Source organism: Nocardioides ultimimeridianus (genome assembly GCF_054777895.1).
The window spans coordinates 63936-79770 of the sequence record NZ_BAAHAB010000023.1 but is presented as its reverse complement, the minus strand read 5'-3'; the positions used below and the strand labels follow the sequence as shown (position 1 = coordinate 79770).

The window sequence follows — 15835 nt, the reverse complement described above, 5'->3', positions numbered from 1 at the left end:
ACCCAGGACCCCCGCCTGAGATCGGGGCGGGCCGGCGTACGCCGCCGTCCTATCCTTGATCCATGCCTACGCTCCGCTCCGCAACCTCCACGTCCGGTCGCAACATGGCCGGTGCGCGTGCGCTCTGGCGCGCGACCGGCATGACGGACTCGGACTTCGGCAAGCCGATCGTGGCGATCGCGAACTCCTTCACCGAGTTCGTGCCGGGCCACGTGCATCTGCGCAACATGGGCAAGCTGGTCGCCGACTCGGTCAAGGCCGCGGGCGCCAACGCCAAGGAGTTCAACACCATCGCCGTCGACGACGGCATCGCGATGGGCCACGGCGGCATGCTCTACAGCCTGCCGAGCCGCGAGCTGATCGCAGACGCGGTCGAGTACATGGTGCAGGCGCACTGTGCCGACGCGCTGGTCTGCATCTCCAACTGCGACAAGATCACCCCGGGCATGCTGCTGGCGGCGCTGCGGCTCAACATCCCGGTCGTCTTCGTGTCCGGCGGACCGATGGAGGCCGGCAAGACCGTCGCCGTCGAGGGCCTGGTGCACGAGAAGCTCGACCTGGTCGACGCGATGTCGCTGTCCGCCAACGACGCCGTGAGCGACGACCTGCTCGACACCGTGGAGCGGTCGGCCTGCCCGACCTGCGGCTCGTGCTCGGGCATGTTCACGGCCAACTCGATGAACTGCCTCACCGAGGCCATCGGCCTGTCCCTGCCGGGCAACGGCTCGACGCTGGCGACCCACGCGGCCCGCAAGGACCTCTTCCTCGAGGCCGGCCGGCTGATCGTCGACCTGTGCAAGCGCTACTACGAGGACGACGACGAGAGCGTGCTGCCGCGGGCCATCGCGAGCCGCGCCGCCTTCGAGAACGCCGTCGCGCTCGACGTCGCCATGGGCGGCTCGACCAACACCGTGCTGCACCTGCTCGCGGCCGCCCGCGAGGCCGAGCTGGACTTCACCGTCCACGACATCGACGCCATCTCCCGCCGGGTCCCGTGCCTGAGCAAGGTCGCGCCGAACAGCCCGAAGTTCCACATGGAGGACGTCCACCGCGCCGGCGGCATCCCCGCCCTGCTCGGCGAGCTGCGCCGCGGTGGCGCGCTCAACGAGGACGTCCACACCGTCCACTCCGCCACCATCGACGAGTGGCTCGGTCGCTGGGACATCCGCGGCGAGAGCCCCAGCCCGGAGGCGCTCGAGCTGTTCCACGCGGCCCCCGGTGGCGTGCGGACCACGGAGGCCTTCTCCACCGAGAACCGCTGGGCCAGCCTCGACACCGACGCAGCCGAGGGCTGCATCCGCGACGTCGCGCACGCCTACTCCCAGGACGGCGGCCTCGCGATCCTGCACGGCAACATCGCCGAGGACGGCTGCGTGGTGAAGACCGCCGGCGTGCCGGAGGAGATCTGGACGTTCACCGGGACCGCGATCGTCTTCGAGTCCCAGGACGCCGCGGTGCAGGGCATCCTCGACAAGACCGTGCAGGAGGGCCACGTCGTGGTCATCCGGTACGAGGGCCCCAAGGGCGGCCCGGGCATGCAGGAGATGCTCTACCCGACGTCCTTCCTCAAGGGCCGCGGCCTGGGCCAGAAGTGCGCGCTGATCACCGACGGCCGCTTCTCCGGTGGTACGTCGGGCCTGTCCATCGGCCACGTCTCCCCGGAGGCCGCCGGCGGCGGGCTGATCGCGCTGGTCGAGGACGGCGACACCATCTCCATCGACATCCCGAACCGCACCATCGCGCTGGACGTCGACGAGATCGTCCTCGCCGAGCGCCGGGCCGCCCAGGAGAAGCGCGACAAGCCCTACACCCCGGTCGACCGCGACCGCCCGGTGAGCGCGGCCCTGCGTGCCTACGCCTCGATGGCGACCGCCGCCTCGGACGGTGCCTACCGCCGCGTGCCCGAATGATCTGCGGCCCGCGTCACTGACGAGTAGCGTGCGCTGCATGCGCAGGCTGCTTCTCGGGATCCTCGGCATCGCACTGGTGGGTGCGACCCTCGCCGCTCCGGCGCGGGCGACCACGCCGAGCGTGTCGCAGTGGGTCCGGGTCTTTCACTCGCAGGTCGACCTCACCGACGGGGGAGTCACCGAGGTCCTGAGGATCGGCGGGAGCAGCACCTCCCGGTTGAGTCTCGTCGGCGTGGTCCTGAGCCTGTCCACCCCGTCGTCGAGCGGGGACGTGTGGCTGGAGAGCTGGCCGAACCCGGCGTACGCGACCGATCCGCACCCCGTCACGAAGCTCAGCGGCACCGCGACGTCCGGCATCTGGCGGGTCCGCATCCCCCTCACCCGCTACGTCCCGGCCGGGACCTACCGGCTCGCCGTGAAGTGGCGAGCGGGAGGGGCCGACGTGTTCAACGGCTCGGTGCGGACCATCACCATCGTGAATCCGCACGGCGACATGAGCCCGCCGACGCTCGTCTCCCTGAACCGTCCGGTGGAGGGAGCGTCGATCTCGCAGCGGACGACGCCGTTGATCTCCGCGCACGTGACCGACACCGGCTCCGGCGTGGGGCTGGTCTACTTCTGCTACCTGAGCGACAGCGATCCGTCGGGGGAGCAGCCGTGCGAGCCCGCGACCCTGGCCACGGGCACCCGCCGCGACGGCATCTGGCGAGCGCCCATGACTCTCCTGTCGATGCTCCCGACCGGACCCGCATCGATGCGGGTCCAGCTCGTCGACAGGGTCACCCGCGACTCGACCTGGGATCCCGCCGACGAGCTGGACGCCATCGACGGTCCCTCCACCGCCTCGGCGATCCCCTACGGCCGCGGCGACTTCACGATCGTCCGGTAGCCGACCCCGCTCCGGTCCGGGTGAGCAGCGCGTGGACGGCCAGCCCGGCCACGAGTGACCAGAAGGCGGCGCCGACCCCGAGGAACGTCGTACCGCTGGCGGCGACGAGCAGGGTGATCAGGGCCGCCTCGTGCGGGCCGTCGCCGGCGAGCGCGGTCCGGATCGCCGCGCCCAGCGTGCCCAGCAGCGCCAGGCCGGCCACGGCCTCGAGGATCCCCGCGGGCGCCGCGGTGACGAGCGCGACGAGGAGCGGCGCGGCCAGCGCGAGGACCAGGTAGGTCCAGCCGGCGGTGTCGGCGGCCCGCCAGCGCCGGTCCCGGTCCGGCCCGGCGTCGGGACCTGCCGCGAGGGCGGCGGTGATCGCCGCGAGGTTGATCGCGTGGCCGCCGAAGGGAGCCGCGATCGCCGTACCCGCACCGGTGACGGCCATCGAGGAGCGCCACGGCACCTCGAAGTCGTACGACGCCAGCACGGCCACGCCGGGCAGGTTCTGCGCCGCCATGGTCACCAGGTAGAGCGGCAGCGCGAGGCCGAGCACCGCCCCGATGGAGAGGTGCGGGGTGGTCCACTCCGGCTCGGGAAGTACGCCGGTGAGCCGGTCGCCGTGCCGCACGACCTCCACGACGACGGTCCCGAGGGCCACCACGAACGCCAGCGGCACGGCCCAGCGACGGGCGACCACGAGACCGACCAGCCAGGTGAGGACCGCGGGCCCGACCAGCAGCGGCGACGCGGCGAACCCGGTCACCGGTGCGAGGCACAGCGGGAACAGCACCCCGGCCAGCATCGCCTGCGCCAGGGACGCGGGGATCCGGCCGATCAGCCGGCCGAGCGCCGGCCAGAGGGCGGTCGCGAGGACCAGGGCGGCGACCAGCAGGAAGGCGCCCACCGCGGCCGGCCAGCCGCCGCGGACCGCGCCGGTGGTGGCCAGCAGCGCGGCGCCCGGCGTGGACCAGGCCAACGTCACCGGGATGCGGTGGCGGCGGCTGAGCGCGATCGTGCCGAGGCCGAGCGTGACGCAGAGGGCGACCAGCCCGGACGCCGCCTCGGCCGGCGTCGCCCCGACCGCCCGCAGTCCCGCCAGCACCACCGCGAACGAGCTGGTGAAGCCGACGAGCGCCAGGGTCACGCCGGCGATCGTCGTGGTGGCCCGGTGTTCCATGAACAGAACCCTAGTTCACGGTGCGCTCGCCGTCGCCGCGGTGGCCTTGACGCCGGACGCGGGCCGGCAGGGTGGCGGTCAGGCGACGGCCGGCTCGGCGCACGCGCCGCGAGAGGCTCGGGTGAGTGTCCCGCGGGCGACGAGGAGCACCGCGAGGCCGGCGACGGTGATCGCGGCTCCGATCCAGATCGGCGAGGTGTATCCGAGCCCCGCGGAGATGCCGACGCCCCCAGCCCATGCGCCGAGGGCGTTGCCGGCGTTGAACGCACCGATGTTGGCGCCCGAGGCGAGGGTGGGCGCCTGGCCGGCGTACCCCATGACCCGGCTCTGTAGGGCCGGCACGGTGCCGAAGCCCAGCGCGCCCATCAGGAAGATCGCCATGACTGTCGCAAGCTGCGAGCTCGCGACCAGGGCGAAGGCGACGAGGACGACCGCGAGGGCGGCGACGACGCCCACGAGCGTGCCGTCGACGGACCGGTCCGCGAGGCGGCCGCCGATCGCGTTGCCGACGACGAGGCCCGCGCCGAAGAGCACGAGCAGCCACGGCACCGTCGACGAGGCGAAGCCGGACACCTCGGTGAGGGTGTACGCGATGTAGGTGAAGGCCCCGAACATCCCGCCGTACGCAAGGACGGTGATGACCAGTGAGAACCAGACCTGTGCCGAGCCGAAGGCCCGGAGCTCGCTCCGCAGGCTCACCTCCTCGCCGTCCGTCGCGAGGTCCGGGACCAGGATCGCGATGCCCGCGAGGGCGATGACGCCGATGCCCGCGATCGCCCAGAACGTGGCCTGCCAGCCGGCCTGCTGGCCGAGGAACGTGCCGAAGGGGACGCCGAGCACGTTCGCGGCCGTGAGGCCGGTGAACATCATCGCGACGGCGCCCGCCTTGCGCTCCGGGGCGACCAGGCTCGCGGCGACGACGGATCCGATGCCGAAGAAGGCGCCGTGGCACAGCGCCGCGACGACCCGCCCGACCATCGCGATCGCGTACGTCGGCGCTGCCGCGGTGATGACGTTGCCCAGGATGAAGAGCACCACGAGTCCGAGCAGGACATGCTTGCGATCCAGACGGGTGGTCGCTGCGGTGAGGAGCAGTGCGCCGACGACGACGCTGAGGGCGTAGCCGGAGATGAGCCATCCGGCCGCGGATCCCGAGACCCCGTAGTCGGCGGCGACCTCGGGCAGCAGGCCCATGATGACGAACTCGGTGAGCCCGATGCCGAAGCTCCCGAGTGCGAGAGCGATCAGACCGAGGGGCATGGGATTTCTCCTGTGGGTGTGCGAGAGTAGTTGCACACGCGGGATGTTGCGTGGCGAAAGCTATCGTTGCACGCGCAAGTAAACCGCGCAAGCAATGATCTTGGCTGAGCAGGAGGAGTCTGTTCGCATGGGCATCACCGACGAAGCGCTCGAGGTTCGCGCGCAGGGCTGGCGCACCCTCGCCGCGCTACACGGCCTGATCGAGACCGAGCTCGAGCGAGCGCTCGTCGACACGGTCGGGCTGTCGGTCGTCGAGTACACCGTGATCGACGCCCTGAGCCGCCAGGACGGCTGGCACATGCGCATGCAGCAGCTGGCCCGTGCCGCGGCACTGAGCCCGAGCGCGACCACCCGCCTGGTCACCCGCCTCGAGAACCGCGGCCTGCTGACCCGCATCCTGTGCGCCGACGACCGCCGCGGCATCTACACCGAGCTCACCGGGGAGGGGCGCAAGCTGTATCGCAAGGCGCGCCCGATCCATGACGAGGCACTCGGACGCGCCCTCGAGCTCGCCTCCGGGCAACCGGAGCTCGCTCCGGTCGTCGCCGCACTCGGCGGGCTCGCCTTCGCGCCGTGAGCGAGAGCGACACCCCCGGGGACGACCCGGCAGCGATCATCGGTGCCCGGGTGCGGGCTGCCCGGCACGAACGGGGCCTGGCTCTCGGCGCCCTGGCCGCGCGGGCGCGGATCGGGAAGGGTTCGCTCTCCGAGATCGAGAACGGCGCTCGGAACCCGACCCTCTCGACCCTCTACGCGCTGGCGCGCGCGCTCGACGTCCCGCTCTCGACCCTGCTCGCCGAGCGCGCGGGCACCCACGTGACCTCTCCCGGCATCGGTGCGCGGCTGCTCGACACCGAGCACCGCGATGACGGTGTGACGATCGAGACGTTCCGTCTGCACCTCGACGCCGGCGCCGAGCACCACTCGGAGGGCCACGGACGCGGCGTCGTCGAGCAGCTGCTCGTCACCACGGGGCGTGCCGGCGTCGGACCGGTCCGGCGCCAGATCGAGGTGGGGGAGGGCGAGCTGGCGGAGTGGGAGGCGCGGGGGCGCCACGTCTACCGCGCGCTGGGCGGAGAGCCCGTCGAGGCAGTTCTCGTCATCCGCTGGGCGCGGGCGATGCGCCCGGCGTGACGACCCGGCCGATCGTGTCGGCCGATCGTGTCGGCCGATCGTGTCGGCCGACCACCGCGCAATCCGGTCGAGCCGGCCCGCACCCAGGTGCGAGGATGTCGGGCATGGGCAAGATCCACGAGCGCATCGAGGGCCGGCTGAGGACGTTCGTGGAGACGCAACCCGTCTTCTTCGTCGCCACCGCGCCGCTGTCCGGCGACGGTCACATCAACCTCTCGCCGCGCGGCATCGTGGGCAGCTTCAAGGTCCTCGACGAGCACACGGTCGCGTGGCTCGACACCAACGGCAGTGGCAGCGAGACCATCGCGCACCTGCGGGAGAACGGCCGCATCACCATCATGTTCTGCGCCTTCGACGGACCGCCCGACATCGTCCGGTTCCACGGCCGGGGGCGCGTCGTCCCCCTCGGCACCGAGGAGTACGACGCCTTGCGCCCGCACTTCGTGGACTTCCCGCTCGACCGCGCGGTGATCGTCGTCGACGTCGAGCGCATCTCCGACACGTGCGGGTACGGCGTCCCGGTCATGGACTACCGCGAGGACCGCACGCTGCTGCGGCAGTGGTCGGAGAAGAAGGGTCACGACGGCGCGGCCGACTACCGGCGCGAGAAGAACCGGGTCAGCATCGACGGCCTGCCGGCGTACGACTTCGACCCCGAGCCGTCGCCGGCGGATGGCTGACACCGCCCCTGCCGGGTGGCGACGGCTCTTCGTCGTCAACCAGGTCAGCGGGTCGCGCCGCATCGCCGCACGCGCGGCGGTGTCGGTGCTCGTCCCACTGCTCGTCGTGTACGCCGCCGACCAGCCGCGCTGGTCGCTCTACGCCACCTTCGCGGCGTTCACCGCGCTCTACGGCCGCGAGCGGGTCGACCTGCCCCGCGTGCGGCTGCAGGTCGTCGCCGGCCTCTCGCTCGTCCTCGCCGTCACGCTCGGCGCGGTGGTCGCTGTCTCGCCGGACCGGGCCTGGCTCGCGGTGCCGATCGCCGCGGTCCTCGCCACCGCGGTCACCTGGATCTCCGGCACCCAGGGCTGGCACCCGCCCGGCTCGCTGTTCTGCCTGTTCGGGTTCGCCGCCGTCGCGTCGGTGCCGGGCACCTGGCACCAGGTCGGCGAGGCCGCCGCGGTCGCGGCCTCCTCGGCGGCGTTCGCCGTTGTGGTCGGCAACATCGGTGCCGTGGTCCGGCGGGTACGCCGCACGGCGGCCGTCACCCCGCCCGGCCCCGCGATCGGCGGCGCGAGCGGCAGGTGGGTCCGCCAGGCCTGGATGTCCGGTCTCGGCGTGGCGATCGCCGGCTCGATCGCGACCGGCGCCGGGATCGGGCGGCCGTACTGGGCGATGGTGTCGGCCGTCGTACCGCTCGTGGCGCCGGACTTCGCGCTCCAGGTGGTCCGCGGCGCGCACCGGATCATGGGCACCGCCGGGGGACTGGTGACGGCGTGGGCGTTGCTGGAGCTGCACCTGCCGGTCCTCGCCACCATCCTGCTGGTGGCGGCGCTGCAGGCGATGACCGAGCTGGTCGTCGGCCGCCACTACGCCGCCGCACTGATCTTCATCACCCCGCTGGCGCTGCTGATGGTGCACCTCGCCGCACCGATCCCGATCCCCGAGCTGCTCACCGACCGGGGCCTGGAGACCTTGATCGGCGTGACGATCGGGCTGGCCATCGGCTGGGCCGGGCGGGTGCGGCCGGTAGCGTCCGCGGCATGAGCGAGCTCAACGCCTACGGACAGCAGGTGGGCGCGGTGGTCGACGGCTGGGAGTCGCGGCCATGGCCCGAGGCGACGGTCCTGGAGGGGCGCTACGTGCGGGTCGTGCCGCTGACCTCCGCCCACTACTCCGACCTGTTCGCGGCGACCTGCGGCGACGACGACGGCGACCTGTGGACCTACCGCCCCGTCCCGCGTCCCACGAAGCTGCCGGACCTCTGGATGCACCTGGCCGGGCACCTGGACCGCGACGACATGGAGACGTTCGCGATCGTCCCGGCCGAGGGCGAGCGTGCCGGCCGCGCGACGGGCATCGCGTCGTACCTGCGCATCGAGCCGGACCACGGCCAGGTCGAGGTCGGGGGAGTGCTGCTGGGGAAGGCCCTGCAGCGCACCCGCGCCGCGACCGAGGCGATCCACCTGCTCGTCCGGCACGCCCTCGACGACCTCGGCTACCGACGCTTCGAGTGGAAGTGCGACAGCCTCAACGAGCCGTCGCGGCGGGCCGCCGGCCGCTACGGGTTCACCTACGAGGGCCGGTTCCGGAACCACCTGGTCGTCCAGGGGCGCAACCGCGACACCGACTGGTTCTCCATCACCGACGCCGAGTGGCCGGCGATCCGGGCCCGGCACGAGGCCTGGCTCGACCCGGCCAACTTCGACGAGCAGGGCCGTCAGCGCTCGGCGCTCAGTCGCTGACCCGGTGCGCGCCCGGGCTGGGCGCGACGGTGAACCACTGCGGCTCCGCCCACCCGCGGGCCTCGAACGCGGCCACGGCCGCCCGCGCGGCCGTCTCGGCGAGGGGGTTCTCGACCAGCGCGATCACACAGCCCCCGAACCCGCCGCCGGTCATCCGCGCGCCGAGCGCACCGGCCGCCTCGAGGGTGGACGCGGCGAGGTCCAGCTCCGGCGTGGTGACCTCGTAGTCGTCGCGCAGCGAGGCGTGCGAGGCCGACAGCAGCGGCCCGATCTCCCTGGGACGGCCGGCCCGCAGCAGCGCCACCACCTCCCGCACCCGCTCGTTCTCGGTCCGCACGTGCCGCAGGTACGCCGGAACCCCCGCCTCGCAGCCGGCCCGCCGGGCGGCGTACTCACCGCTCGCATGGCTGTGCCGCACCATCGTGTCGAGCACCAGGATCGTCAGCCCGTGGGCGGCCAGGTCCAGCCGCACCTGCTCGGTCCGGGGGCCGTCGGCGGTGACGCGGGAGAAGTCGATGAGCAGGGCGTGGCCGTCGCGGCAGCCCAGCGAGGCGAGCTGGTCGAGCCCTCCGGTCCGCGCGCCGGCGACGTCGTTCTCGGCCGACCGGGCGACCGCGACGAGCTCGGCGAGCGGCAGGTCGAGGCCCAGGTGGTCGGCGACGGCCGCGGTCACCGAGCACACCACGGCCGCCGAGGAGGACAGGCCCGAGCCGGCCGGGACGTCGCTGGTCACGTGGACCAGGCAGGGCGGCACCGCGTGCCCGCGCTGCTGCAGCGCCCACAGCGGACCGAGGGCGTAGCGGACCCAGCCGGGGACGTCGGCGGTCGGCAGGTCCTCGATGCTCGCCAGGACGACCGGCTCGGCCTGCTGGGCGGAGCTGACGGCGTACCCCTGGGCGTCCGCGGTGGCGACCACCGCGAGTGCGCCCCTCCCGATCGCGAACGGCAGCGCGAGTCCGCCGTTGTAGTCGGTGTGCTCGCCGATCAGGTTGACCCTGCCCGGTGCCCACCACGCCGTCGTACGGTCCATGGGTCCACCTCATCATGGACGGGTCCCGGGCGGACGCCTGACGAGGACTGAGACCGGCGTCTTGCCCCTTGGGACGCATGGGACACTGTTCGACGCGACGACGTACGACCGCGTACGCTGGCTCCATGCATGAGCAGCTTCTCGTACGCAGCGGGCGCGCCGACTGAGACCAGTCAGTGCGTCCACCCCTCGTTGCCTCGCAACAGAGGGGTTTTTTGTTGAGTACGACGATCCACGAAACCGAAGGAACATGCGATGAGTGAGCAGCAGGGCTCGGGCGAGACGATCACCGGAGCGCAGAGCCTGGTCCGGTCGCTCGAGGCGGCGGGTGTCACCGACATCTTCGGCATCCCGGGCGGCGCGATCCTTCCGGCGTACGACCCGCTGATGGACTCCTCGATCCGGCACATCCTGGTGCGCCACGAGCAGGGCGCCGGCCACGCCGCCGAGGGCTACGCCTCGGCCAGCGGCCGCGTCGGCGTGTGCATGGCGACCTCCGGCCCGGGTGCGACCAACCTGGTCACCCCGATCGCCGACGCCTACATGGACTCGGTGCCGATGGTCGCGCTGACCGGTCAGGTCGCCGAGTCGCTGATCGGCACCGACGCCTTCCAGGAGGCGGACATCCGCGGCATCACCATGCCGATCACCAAGCACAACTTCCTGGTCACCGACCCGGCCGAGATCCCGATGCGGATCGCCGAGGCGTTCCACCTCGCCTCGACCGGCCGCCCGGGCCCGGTTCTGGTCGACGTGGCCAAGTCGGCGCTGACCGCCTCGACCACCTTCCAGTGGCCCTCCGAGATCGTGCTCCCGGGCTACCGCCCGGTGACCCGGCCGCACGCCAAGCAGATCCGCGAGGCCGCGCGGCTCATCGCGGCGGCCCGCAAGCCGGTGCTGTACGTCGGCGGCGGCACCATCCGCTCCCGCGCGCACCGCGAGCTGCGCGAGCTCGCCGAGCTCACCGGCATCCCGGTCGTCACCACGCTGATGGCACGCGGTGCGTTCCCCGACAGCCACCCGCAGCACCTGGGCATGCCCGGCATGCACGGCACGGTGGCCGCGGTGGCCGCGCTGCAGAAGAGCGACCTGATCATCAGCCTGGGCGCGCGCTTCGACGACCGCGTCACCGGCGACCTGTCCACCTTCGCGCCCGGCGCGCTGATCATCCACGCCGACATCGACCCGGCCGAGATCGGCAAGAACCGGTACGCCGACGTCCCGATCGTCGGCGACATCCGGGAGGTCCTCACCGACCTGCTGGTGCTGCTGCGGACCGAGGGAACCCAGGGCGACTACGAGGGCTGGGTGCAGTTCTGCGCCGGCATCAAGCAGCGCTACCCGCTCGGCTACGACACCCCCGAGACGGGCCTGTCCCCGCAGTACGTCATCGAGCGGCTCGGCGCCATCTCCGGCCCCGAGACGATCTTCGCCGCGGGCGTGGGCCAGCACCAGATGTGGGCCGCGCAGTTCATCGGCTACGAGCACCCCAACACCTGGCTGAACTCCGGTGGCGCCGGCACCATGGGCTACTCCGTGCCCGCCGCCATGGGCGCCAAGGTCGCCTGCCCGGACTCGACGGTGTGGTCCATCGACGGCGACGGCTGCTTCCAGATGACCAACCAGGAGCTCGCCACCTGCGCGATCAACGACATCCCGATCAAGGTCGCGATCATCAACAACGACAACCTCGGCATGGTCCGCCAGTGGCAGACGCTGTTCTACAACGAGCGCTACTCCAACACGAACCTGCAGAAGCACGACCGGCCGGCGCGGATCCCCGACTTCCCCAAGCTCGCCGAGGCCTACGGCTGCGTGGGCCTGTCGTGCGAGAGCGCCGACGACGTCGACGCGACGATCCAGAAGGCGATGGAGATCAACGACGTGCCCGTCGTCGTCGACTTCCGGGTGCACAAGGACGCGATGGTGTGGCCGATGATCGCCGGCGGTGCGAGCAACGACGCGATCCAGTACGCGCGCGACCTCGCACCGAAGTTCGACCAGGACGACCTGTAGGGGATATCGAGATGGCCAAGCACACCCTGTCCGTCCTCGTCGAGGACCAGCCCGGCGTCCTGACCCGGATCGCCGCGCTCTTCAGCCGGCGCGGCTTCAACATCGAGTCCCTCGCCGTCGGGCCGACCGAGAGCGCCGGCATCTCGCGGATGACCATCATGGTCAACGTCGAGGGCTCGCCGCTGGAGCAGGTGACCAAGCAGCTGAACAAGCTGGTCGAGGTCATCAAGATCGTCGAGCTCGAGCACTCCGCCTCGGTGACCCGCGAGCTGGTGATGGTCAAGGTCGGCGCGAGCGCCGACACCCGCGGCGACATCCTCGACGTGGTCCAGCTCTTCCGGGCCAAGGTCATCGACGTCGCGGCCGACGCCGTCACCATCCAGATCGTCGGCAACGCCGGCAAGATCGCCGACTTCCTGCGCGTGCTCGAGCCCTTCGGGATCCGCGAGCTGGTGCAGAGCGGCATGGTCGCCATCGGCCGCGGCTCGCGATCGATCTCCGAGCGCAGCAAGCCCGTCGGCGTACCCGTTCCTCCCGCAGCTTCCTGAACCAACGAAAACAACCAGAAGGAGAAGCCCCAGTGGCTGAGATCTACTACGACGACGACGCCGACCTGAGCCTCATCCAGGGCAAGCACGTCGCGGTCATCGGCTACGGCAGCCAGGGCCACGCCCACGCGCTGAACCTGCGCGACTCCGGTGTCGACGTCCGCGTCGGCCTGCGTCCCGGCTCCAAGAGCATCGCCAAGGCCGAGGAGGAGGGCCTCAAGGTCCTCCCCGTCGCCGAGGCGGTCGAGGAGGCCGACGTCATCGTCATCCTCGCGCCGGACCAGTTCCAGCGGACCATCTACGCCGAGGAGATCGCCCCCCACCTCGCCGCCGGCGACACCCTGGTCTTCGGCCACGGCTTCAACATCCGGTTCGGCTACATCCAGGCGCCCGAGGGCGTCGACGTGATCATGGTCGCCCCGAAGGCGCCGGGTCACACCGTGCGTCGCGAGTACGTCGCCGGCCGCGGCATCCCGGACATCATCGCCGTCGAGCAGGACGCCTCGGGCAAGGCCTGGGACCTCGCGAAGTCCTACGCCAAGGGCATCGGCGGCACCCGCGCCGGCGTCATCAAGACCACCTTCACCGAGGAGACCGAGACCGACCTGTTCGGTGAGCAGGCCGTCCTCTGCGGCGGTGTCTCGCACCTGGTCCAGGCCGGCTTCGAGACCCTGACCGAGGCGGGCTACCAGCCCGAGATCGCGTACTTCGAGGTCCTCCACGAGCTCAAGCTCATCGTCGACCTGATGTGGGAGGGCGGCATCGCCAAGCAGCGCTGGTCGGTCTCCGACACGGCCGAGTACGGCGACTACGTGTCCGGCCCGCGCGTCGTGACCCCCGAGGTCAAGGCGTCGATGCAGGCGATCCTGGCCGACATCAAGTCCGGTGCCTTCGCCGAGCGCTTCATCGCCGACCAGGACAACGGCGGCAAGGAGTTCATCGAGCTGCGTGAGAAGGAGGCAGCCCACCCGATCGAGAAGACCGGCCAGGCCCTCCGCGCCCACTTCGCGTGGAAGCAGCAGGACGCCGACTACACCGAGGGCTCCGCCGCTCGCTGATCGGCAGGACGACGACGAACGGCCCGGGTCTCCGACCCGGGCCGTTCGCTTGTCTGCTGAGGTGATCTCGGGAGAGTCAGCAGGTGCTCTTCGCCGGCGTACCGGCGAAGCGTGCGGCGAGCCAGTCGGCGCCGTCGGGGCCGACGGTGAAGGCCGCCATGACGTGGGTGGGCGCGGCCCACGCCCAGATCGTCCGCTGCTCGACGGTGCCGCCGCGGCCGCACCAGTCCTTCACCAGGCCGCTCACGATCGAGTACGGCACCAGGTCGTCGTTGTACGCCGACTCCACCAGGGTCGGCGCGGACGGCGCTCGGCCGCCCTCGCTCTGGTCCTTGACCACGGCGGTGAGGGTGGGGTCGCCCGCGATGACGTCGCCGATCGACTGGCCGGTGGTCGTCCACGAGCCGGTGCCGGTCCAGAGGTACTTGGTGGACGCGTCGGTCACGCACGAGCCCTGGAGGTCGGTGAAGGCGGCGCGTCCCTGCGCGTTGAGCATGTCGAGGGCGGCGGCGTCGGGGTAGGCCTGGCTGACGCCGATGGCGGCGTACCCCTGGAGCGCGGCGGCGCCGGGGCCGCTGGCCTGGGCCATCTTGTAGAGGTTCGCCGGAGGCGCTCCCGCCACGACGCCCTTCAGGTTCAGCTCGGGGGCGTACGTCGCCGCGAGCTCGTCGGCCGCGGCGGCCGCCCCACCGCCCTGGGAGTAGCCGAAGATGCCGACCGGGCTGGCGCTGGACAGGCCGGTACCGGGCAGCATCTCGGCCGCGCGGGCGACGTCGAGCACGGCGTGGCCCTGCGGGGCCCGGACCATGTACGTCGAGGGACCCGGCGTCCCCGCGCCCTGGTAGTCGGTCTGCGCGACCGCGAACCCCTTGGCGAGCAGCCCGTCCATGAGCGTCAGCTGCGGGGTGGAGCTCGCGGTGCCGGTGCCGCCCGCGGCCAGGGACAGCACGCACTGCGGGCCGAGGCCCACCGTCGCGGGCGCGTAGGCGACGACCGGTCGCCTGCCCGCCCCACTCCATGGCGTGTTCGGCACGGTGACCGTCCCGGTGACGGGCATCGGCCTGCCGCTGACGTCACGGGAGAGGTACATGATCCGCGTCGAGGTCACGTTCGTGGCCTTGCCGGCGTACGTGATCGGACTGGCCTTGATCGGCGTGCCGGGCGCTCCGGCCGGCAGCGGGCTGGGCGGCTGGTAGAAGGGCGTGGCCGCCGGCGTACCGAGGAGATCGGTGCCGGCGCTGGCCGCTCCGGCTCCTGTCGCCAGCATCGCGGTGCTGGCGAGCAGGGCCGCGGCGGCGACGGCGGTGCGGGTGGACAGCTTCATTGCTGTGCTCCTTGGGCTGGATCGGGGAGGGGGTTGCTGGCTCACTTGCACCAGTAGAGCCACGGGAACCAGGTGCACCAGCCGAACCCGGGGGTCGGGGTCGGGGTGGGCGTCGGGGTGGGCGTGGGGGTGGGCGTGGGGGTCGGGCCCGGGGTCGGCGCGGCGAACGGGCAGGTCGTGTCCCAGGCGGCGACCTGGTCGCTGACGGCCGGTCCGGGGCAGAGGAACTGGTCGTAGCGGGTGTCGTTGTCGACGAACCGCTTGAGCCAGGAGATGGCCTGCGAGGCGATCAGGGCGTTCTGGCGGGTCGGCACCATGTGGTCCGCGCCGGCGAGGTCCAGGTACGCCTTGCTCAGGGTGGTCGGCATGCTGTCGTAGAAGGGCCGCGAGAAGGTGAGGTCGGGGGCGATCTGGTCGGCGGTGCCGGCGACCATCAGGGACGGCACCTGCATCGTGGAGAAGTCCTTGTCCGAGCTCCAGCCGGCCAGCGAGATGGCGGCCTTCAGGCTGGGGTTGCTGCGCGCGGCCAGCAGGCTGCCGCCGCCGCCCATCGAGTGGCCCATGACGGCCAGGCGGTTGGCGTCGACCTCGCCCTTCACCTTGCTCTGCGAGGTCAGGTAGGTCAGCGCTGCCGCGATCTCGGTGGCGCGCTTGTCCGGGAAGTCGAGGGTGCTGTTGGTGTTGATGGTCATCACCACGAAGCCCTCGGACGCGATGGTCGGGCCGTACCACGCGATGGCGCTCTGCGTCTCGGTGTAGCCGGGGGTGACCACGACGCCGCCGTAGGTGCCTGCGGCGGTCGGGTAGTAGATCGTCCCGCCGCCGAAGCCGTTGCCCGCCGGGACGGCGGTGGTGCTGATCGCGAACGTGCCCCCGGCCGGGGTGATGCTGGAGGCCGTGGGGTCGGGTCCCTTGGCGTACGGGTTGCTGCCGTCGGCGCGGGCCGGAGCGAGGCTGCCTCCGGCGAGCAGGCCGACGACGGTCAGCACCGCCGCGAGGACGGACGCGAGGATCGCCGTGGGCGATGGGGCGTGCGAGCGCTTCATGTGGGTTTCCCTCCCGGAATGAGACACAGCCGTCACGGCTGACGTCTCGATCG

At 71.9% G+C, this 15835-nt stretch carries 15 protein-coding genes; 10 read left to right on the top strand and 5 right to left on the bottom strand.

Going from position 1 to position 15835, the window contains the following annotated elements; genetic code table 11:
- The first annotated feature begins 62 nt into the window (after window positions 1-62).
- A complete protein-coding gene (gene ilvD, locus ACYU8V_RS21000; protein WP_460850183.1) occupies window positions 63-1910 on the top strand; it encodes a dihydroxy-acid dehydratase in 1848 nt (615 codons plus the stop codon).
- Between the two features lie 37 nt (window positions 1911-1947).
- Entirely contained in the window at window positions 1948-2799 is an 852-nt protein-coding gene (locus ACYU8V_RS20995; protein ID WP_460850182.1) for a hypothetical protein, read from the top strand.
- Here the strand turns inward: ACYU8V_RS20995 and ACYU8V_RS20990 are convergent.
- Both ACYU8V_RS20990 and ACYU8V_RS20985 read right to left on the bottom strand, forming a co-directional pair.
- Complete coding sequence (locus ACYU8V_RS20990) at window positions 2783-3961, bottom strand: benzoate/H(+) symporter BenE family transporter (protein WP_460850181.1); 1179 nt, start codon at window positions 3959-3961, stop codon at window positions 2783-2785. The two genes, ACYU8V_RS20995 and ACYU8V_RS20990, sit on opposite strands and share 17 nt — an antisense overlap.
- A gap of 78 nt (window positions 3962-4039) precedes the next feature.
- The gene (locus ACYU8V_RS20985) at window positions 4040-5221 is read right to left on the bottom strand and encodes an MFS transporter (RefSeq protein ID WP_460850180.1); all 1182 of its coding nucleotides are present in this window, start codon (window positions 5219-5221) and stop codon (window positions 4040-4042) included.
- 127 nt (window positions 5222-5348) lie between these two features.
- Between ACYU8V_RS20985 and ACYU8V_RS20980 the strand changes: the two genes are divergently transcribed.
- From ACYU8V_RS20980 to ACYU8V_RS20960, 5 genes are all read left to right on the top strand, one after another.
- The gene (locus ACYU8V_RS20980; protein ID WP_460850179.1) at window positions 5349-5798 is read left to right on the top strand and encodes a MarR family winged helix-turn-helix transcriptional regulator; all 450 of its coding nucleotides are present in this window, start codon (window positions 5349-5351) and stop codon (window positions 5796-5798) included.
- Entirely contained in the window at window positions 5795-6355 is a 561-nt protein-coding gene (locus ACYU8V_RS20975) for a helix-turn-helix domain-containing protein (protein WP_460850178.1), read from the top strand. Before ACYU8V_RS20980 ends, ACYU8V_RS20975 begins: the two co-directional genes overlap by 4 nt.
- A 104-nt stretch (window positions 6356-6459) precedes the next feature.
- Window positions 6460-7035, top strand: coding sequence for a pyridoxamine 5'-phosphate oxidase family protein (locus ACYU8V_RS20970; protein WP_460850177.1), 576 nt, complete (start codon window positions 6460-6462; stop codon window positions 7033-7035).
- On the top strand, window positions 7028-8062 hold the full coding sequence (locus ACYU8V_RS20965) for an FUSC family protein (RefSeq protein WP_460850176.1): 1035 nt from the start codon (window positions 7028-7030) through the stop codon (window positions 8060-8062). Before ACYU8V_RS20970 ends, ACYU8V_RS20965 begins: the two co-directional genes overlap by 8 nt.
- Window positions 8059-8760: a GNAT family N-acetyltransferase gene (locus tag ACYU8V_RS20960; protein ID WP_460850175.1), complete on the top strand. Its 702-nt coding sequence runs from the start codon at window positions 8059-8061 to the stop codon at window positions 8758-8760. Before ACYU8V_RS20965 ends, ACYU8V_RS20960 begins: the two co-directional genes overlap by 4 nt.
- Here the strand turns inward: ACYU8V_RS20960 and ACYU8V_RS20955 are convergent.
- Window positions 8750-9790, bottom strand: coding sequence for a galactokinase (locus tag ACYU8V_RS20955; protein WP_460850174.1), 1041 nt, complete (start codon window positions 9788-9790; stop codon window positions 8750-8752). The genes ACYU8V_RS20960 and ACYU8V_RS20955 overlap by 11 nt on opposite strands.
- A 255-nt stretch (window positions 9791-10045) precedes the next feature.
- On the opposite strand from ACYU8V_RS20955, the gene ACYU8V_RS20950 reads away from it, so the two are divergent.
- Genes ACYU8V_RS20950 through ilvC form a run of 3 tightly spaced genes read left to right on the top strand, consistent with a single transcriptional unit; the run spans window position 10046 to window position 13412 of the window.
- Window positions 10046-11806, top strand: coding sequence for an acetolactate synthase large subunit (locus tag ACYU8V_RS20950; RefSeq protein WP_460850173.1), 1761 nt, complete (start codon window positions 10046-10048; stop codon window positions 11804-11806).
- Between the two features lie 11 nt (window positions 11807-11817).
- A complete protein-coding gene (gene ilvN, locus ACYU8V_RS20945; protein WP_460850172.1) occupies window positions 11818-12354 on the top strand; it encodes an acetolactate synthase small subunit in 537 nt (178 codons plus the stop codon).
- A gap of 32 nt (window positions 12355-12386) precedes the next feature.
- Window positions 12387-13412: a ketol-acid reductoisomerase gene (gene ilvC / locus ACYU8V_RS20940; RefSeq protein WP_460850171.1), complete on the top strand. Its 1026-nt coding sequence runs from the start codon at window positions 12387-12389 to the stop codon at window positions 13410-13412.
- A 76-nt stretch (window positions 13413-13488) separates the two neighbouring features.
- On the opposite strand, the gene ACYU8V_RS20935 is transcribed toward ilvC, so the two are convergent.
- Both ACYU8V_RS20935 and ACYU8V_RS20930 read right to left on the bottom strand, forming a co-directional pair.
- A complete protein-coding gene (locus tag ACYU8V_RS20935) occupies window positions 13489-14736 on the bottom strand; it encodes a lipase family protein (protein WP_460850170.1) in 1248 nt (415 codons plus the stop codon).
- 41 nt (window positions 14737-14777) lie between these two features.
- Complete coding sequence (locus ACYU8V_RS20930; RefSeq protein WP_460850169.1) at window positions 14778-15782, bottom strand: dienelactone hydrolase family protein; 1005 nt, start codon at window positions 15780-15782, stop codon at window positions 14778-14780.
- Window positions 15783-15835: the final 53 nt, after the last annotated feature.

Excerpts from the sequence above, each read along its gene's own strand:
- ilvD (WP_460850183.1), top strand. The coding sequence starts at position 63 with ATGCCTACGCTCCGCTCCGCAACCTCCACGTCCGGTCGCAACATGGCC.
- ACYU8V_RS20995 (WP_460850182.1), top strand. The coding sequence starts at position 1,948 with ATGCGCAGGCTGCTTCTCGGGATCCTCGGCATCGCACTGGTGGGTGCG.
- ACYU8V_RS20990 (WP_460850181.1), bottom strand. The coding sequence starts at position 3,961 with ATGGAACACCGGGCCACCACGACGATCGCCGGCGTGACCCTGGCGCTC.
- ACYU8V_RS20985 (WP_460850180.1), bottom strand. The coding sequence starts at position 5,221 with ATGCCCCTCGGTCTGATCGCTCTCGCACTCGGGAGCTTCGGCATCGGG.
- ACYU8V_RS20980 (WP_460850179.1), top strand. The coding sequence starts at position 5,349 with ATGGGCATCACCGACGAAGCGCTCGAGGTTCGCGCGCAGGGCTGGCGC.
- ACYU8V_RS20970 (WP_460850177.1), top strand. The coding sequence starts at position 6,460 with ATGGGCAAGATCCACGAGCGCATCGAGGGCCGGCTGAGGACGTTCGTG.
- ACYU8V_RS20965 (WP_460850176.1), top strand. The coding sequence starts at position 7,028 with ATGGCTGACACCGCCCCTGCCGGGTGGCGACGGCTCTTCGTCGTCAAC.
- ACYU8V_RS20960 (WP_460850175.1), top strand. The coding sequence starts at position 8,059 with ATGAGCGAGCTCAACGCCTACGGACAGCAGGTGGGCGCGGTGGTCGAC.
- ACYU8V_RS20955 (WP_460850174.1), bottom strand. The coding sequence starts at position 9,790 with ATGGACCGTACGACGGCGTGGTGGGCACCGGGCAGGGTCAACCTGATC.
- ACYU8V_RS20950 (WP_460850173.1), top strand. The coding sequence starts at position 10,046 with ATGAGTGAGCAGCAGGGCTCGGGCGAGACGATCACCGGAGCGCAGAGC.
- ilvN (WP_460850172.1), top strand. The coding sequence starts at position 11,818 with ATGGCCAAGCACACCCTGTCCGTCCTCGTCGAGGACCAGCCCGGCGTC.
- ACYU8V_RS20935 (WP_460850170.1), bottom strand. The coding sequence starts at position 14,736 with ATGAAGCTGTCCACCCGCACCGCCGTCGCCGCCGCGGCCCTGCTCGCC.
- ACYU8V_RS20930 (WP_460850169.1), bottom strand. The coding sequence starts at position 15,782 with ATGAAGCGCTCGCACGCCCCATCGCCCACGGCGATCCTCGCGTCCGTC.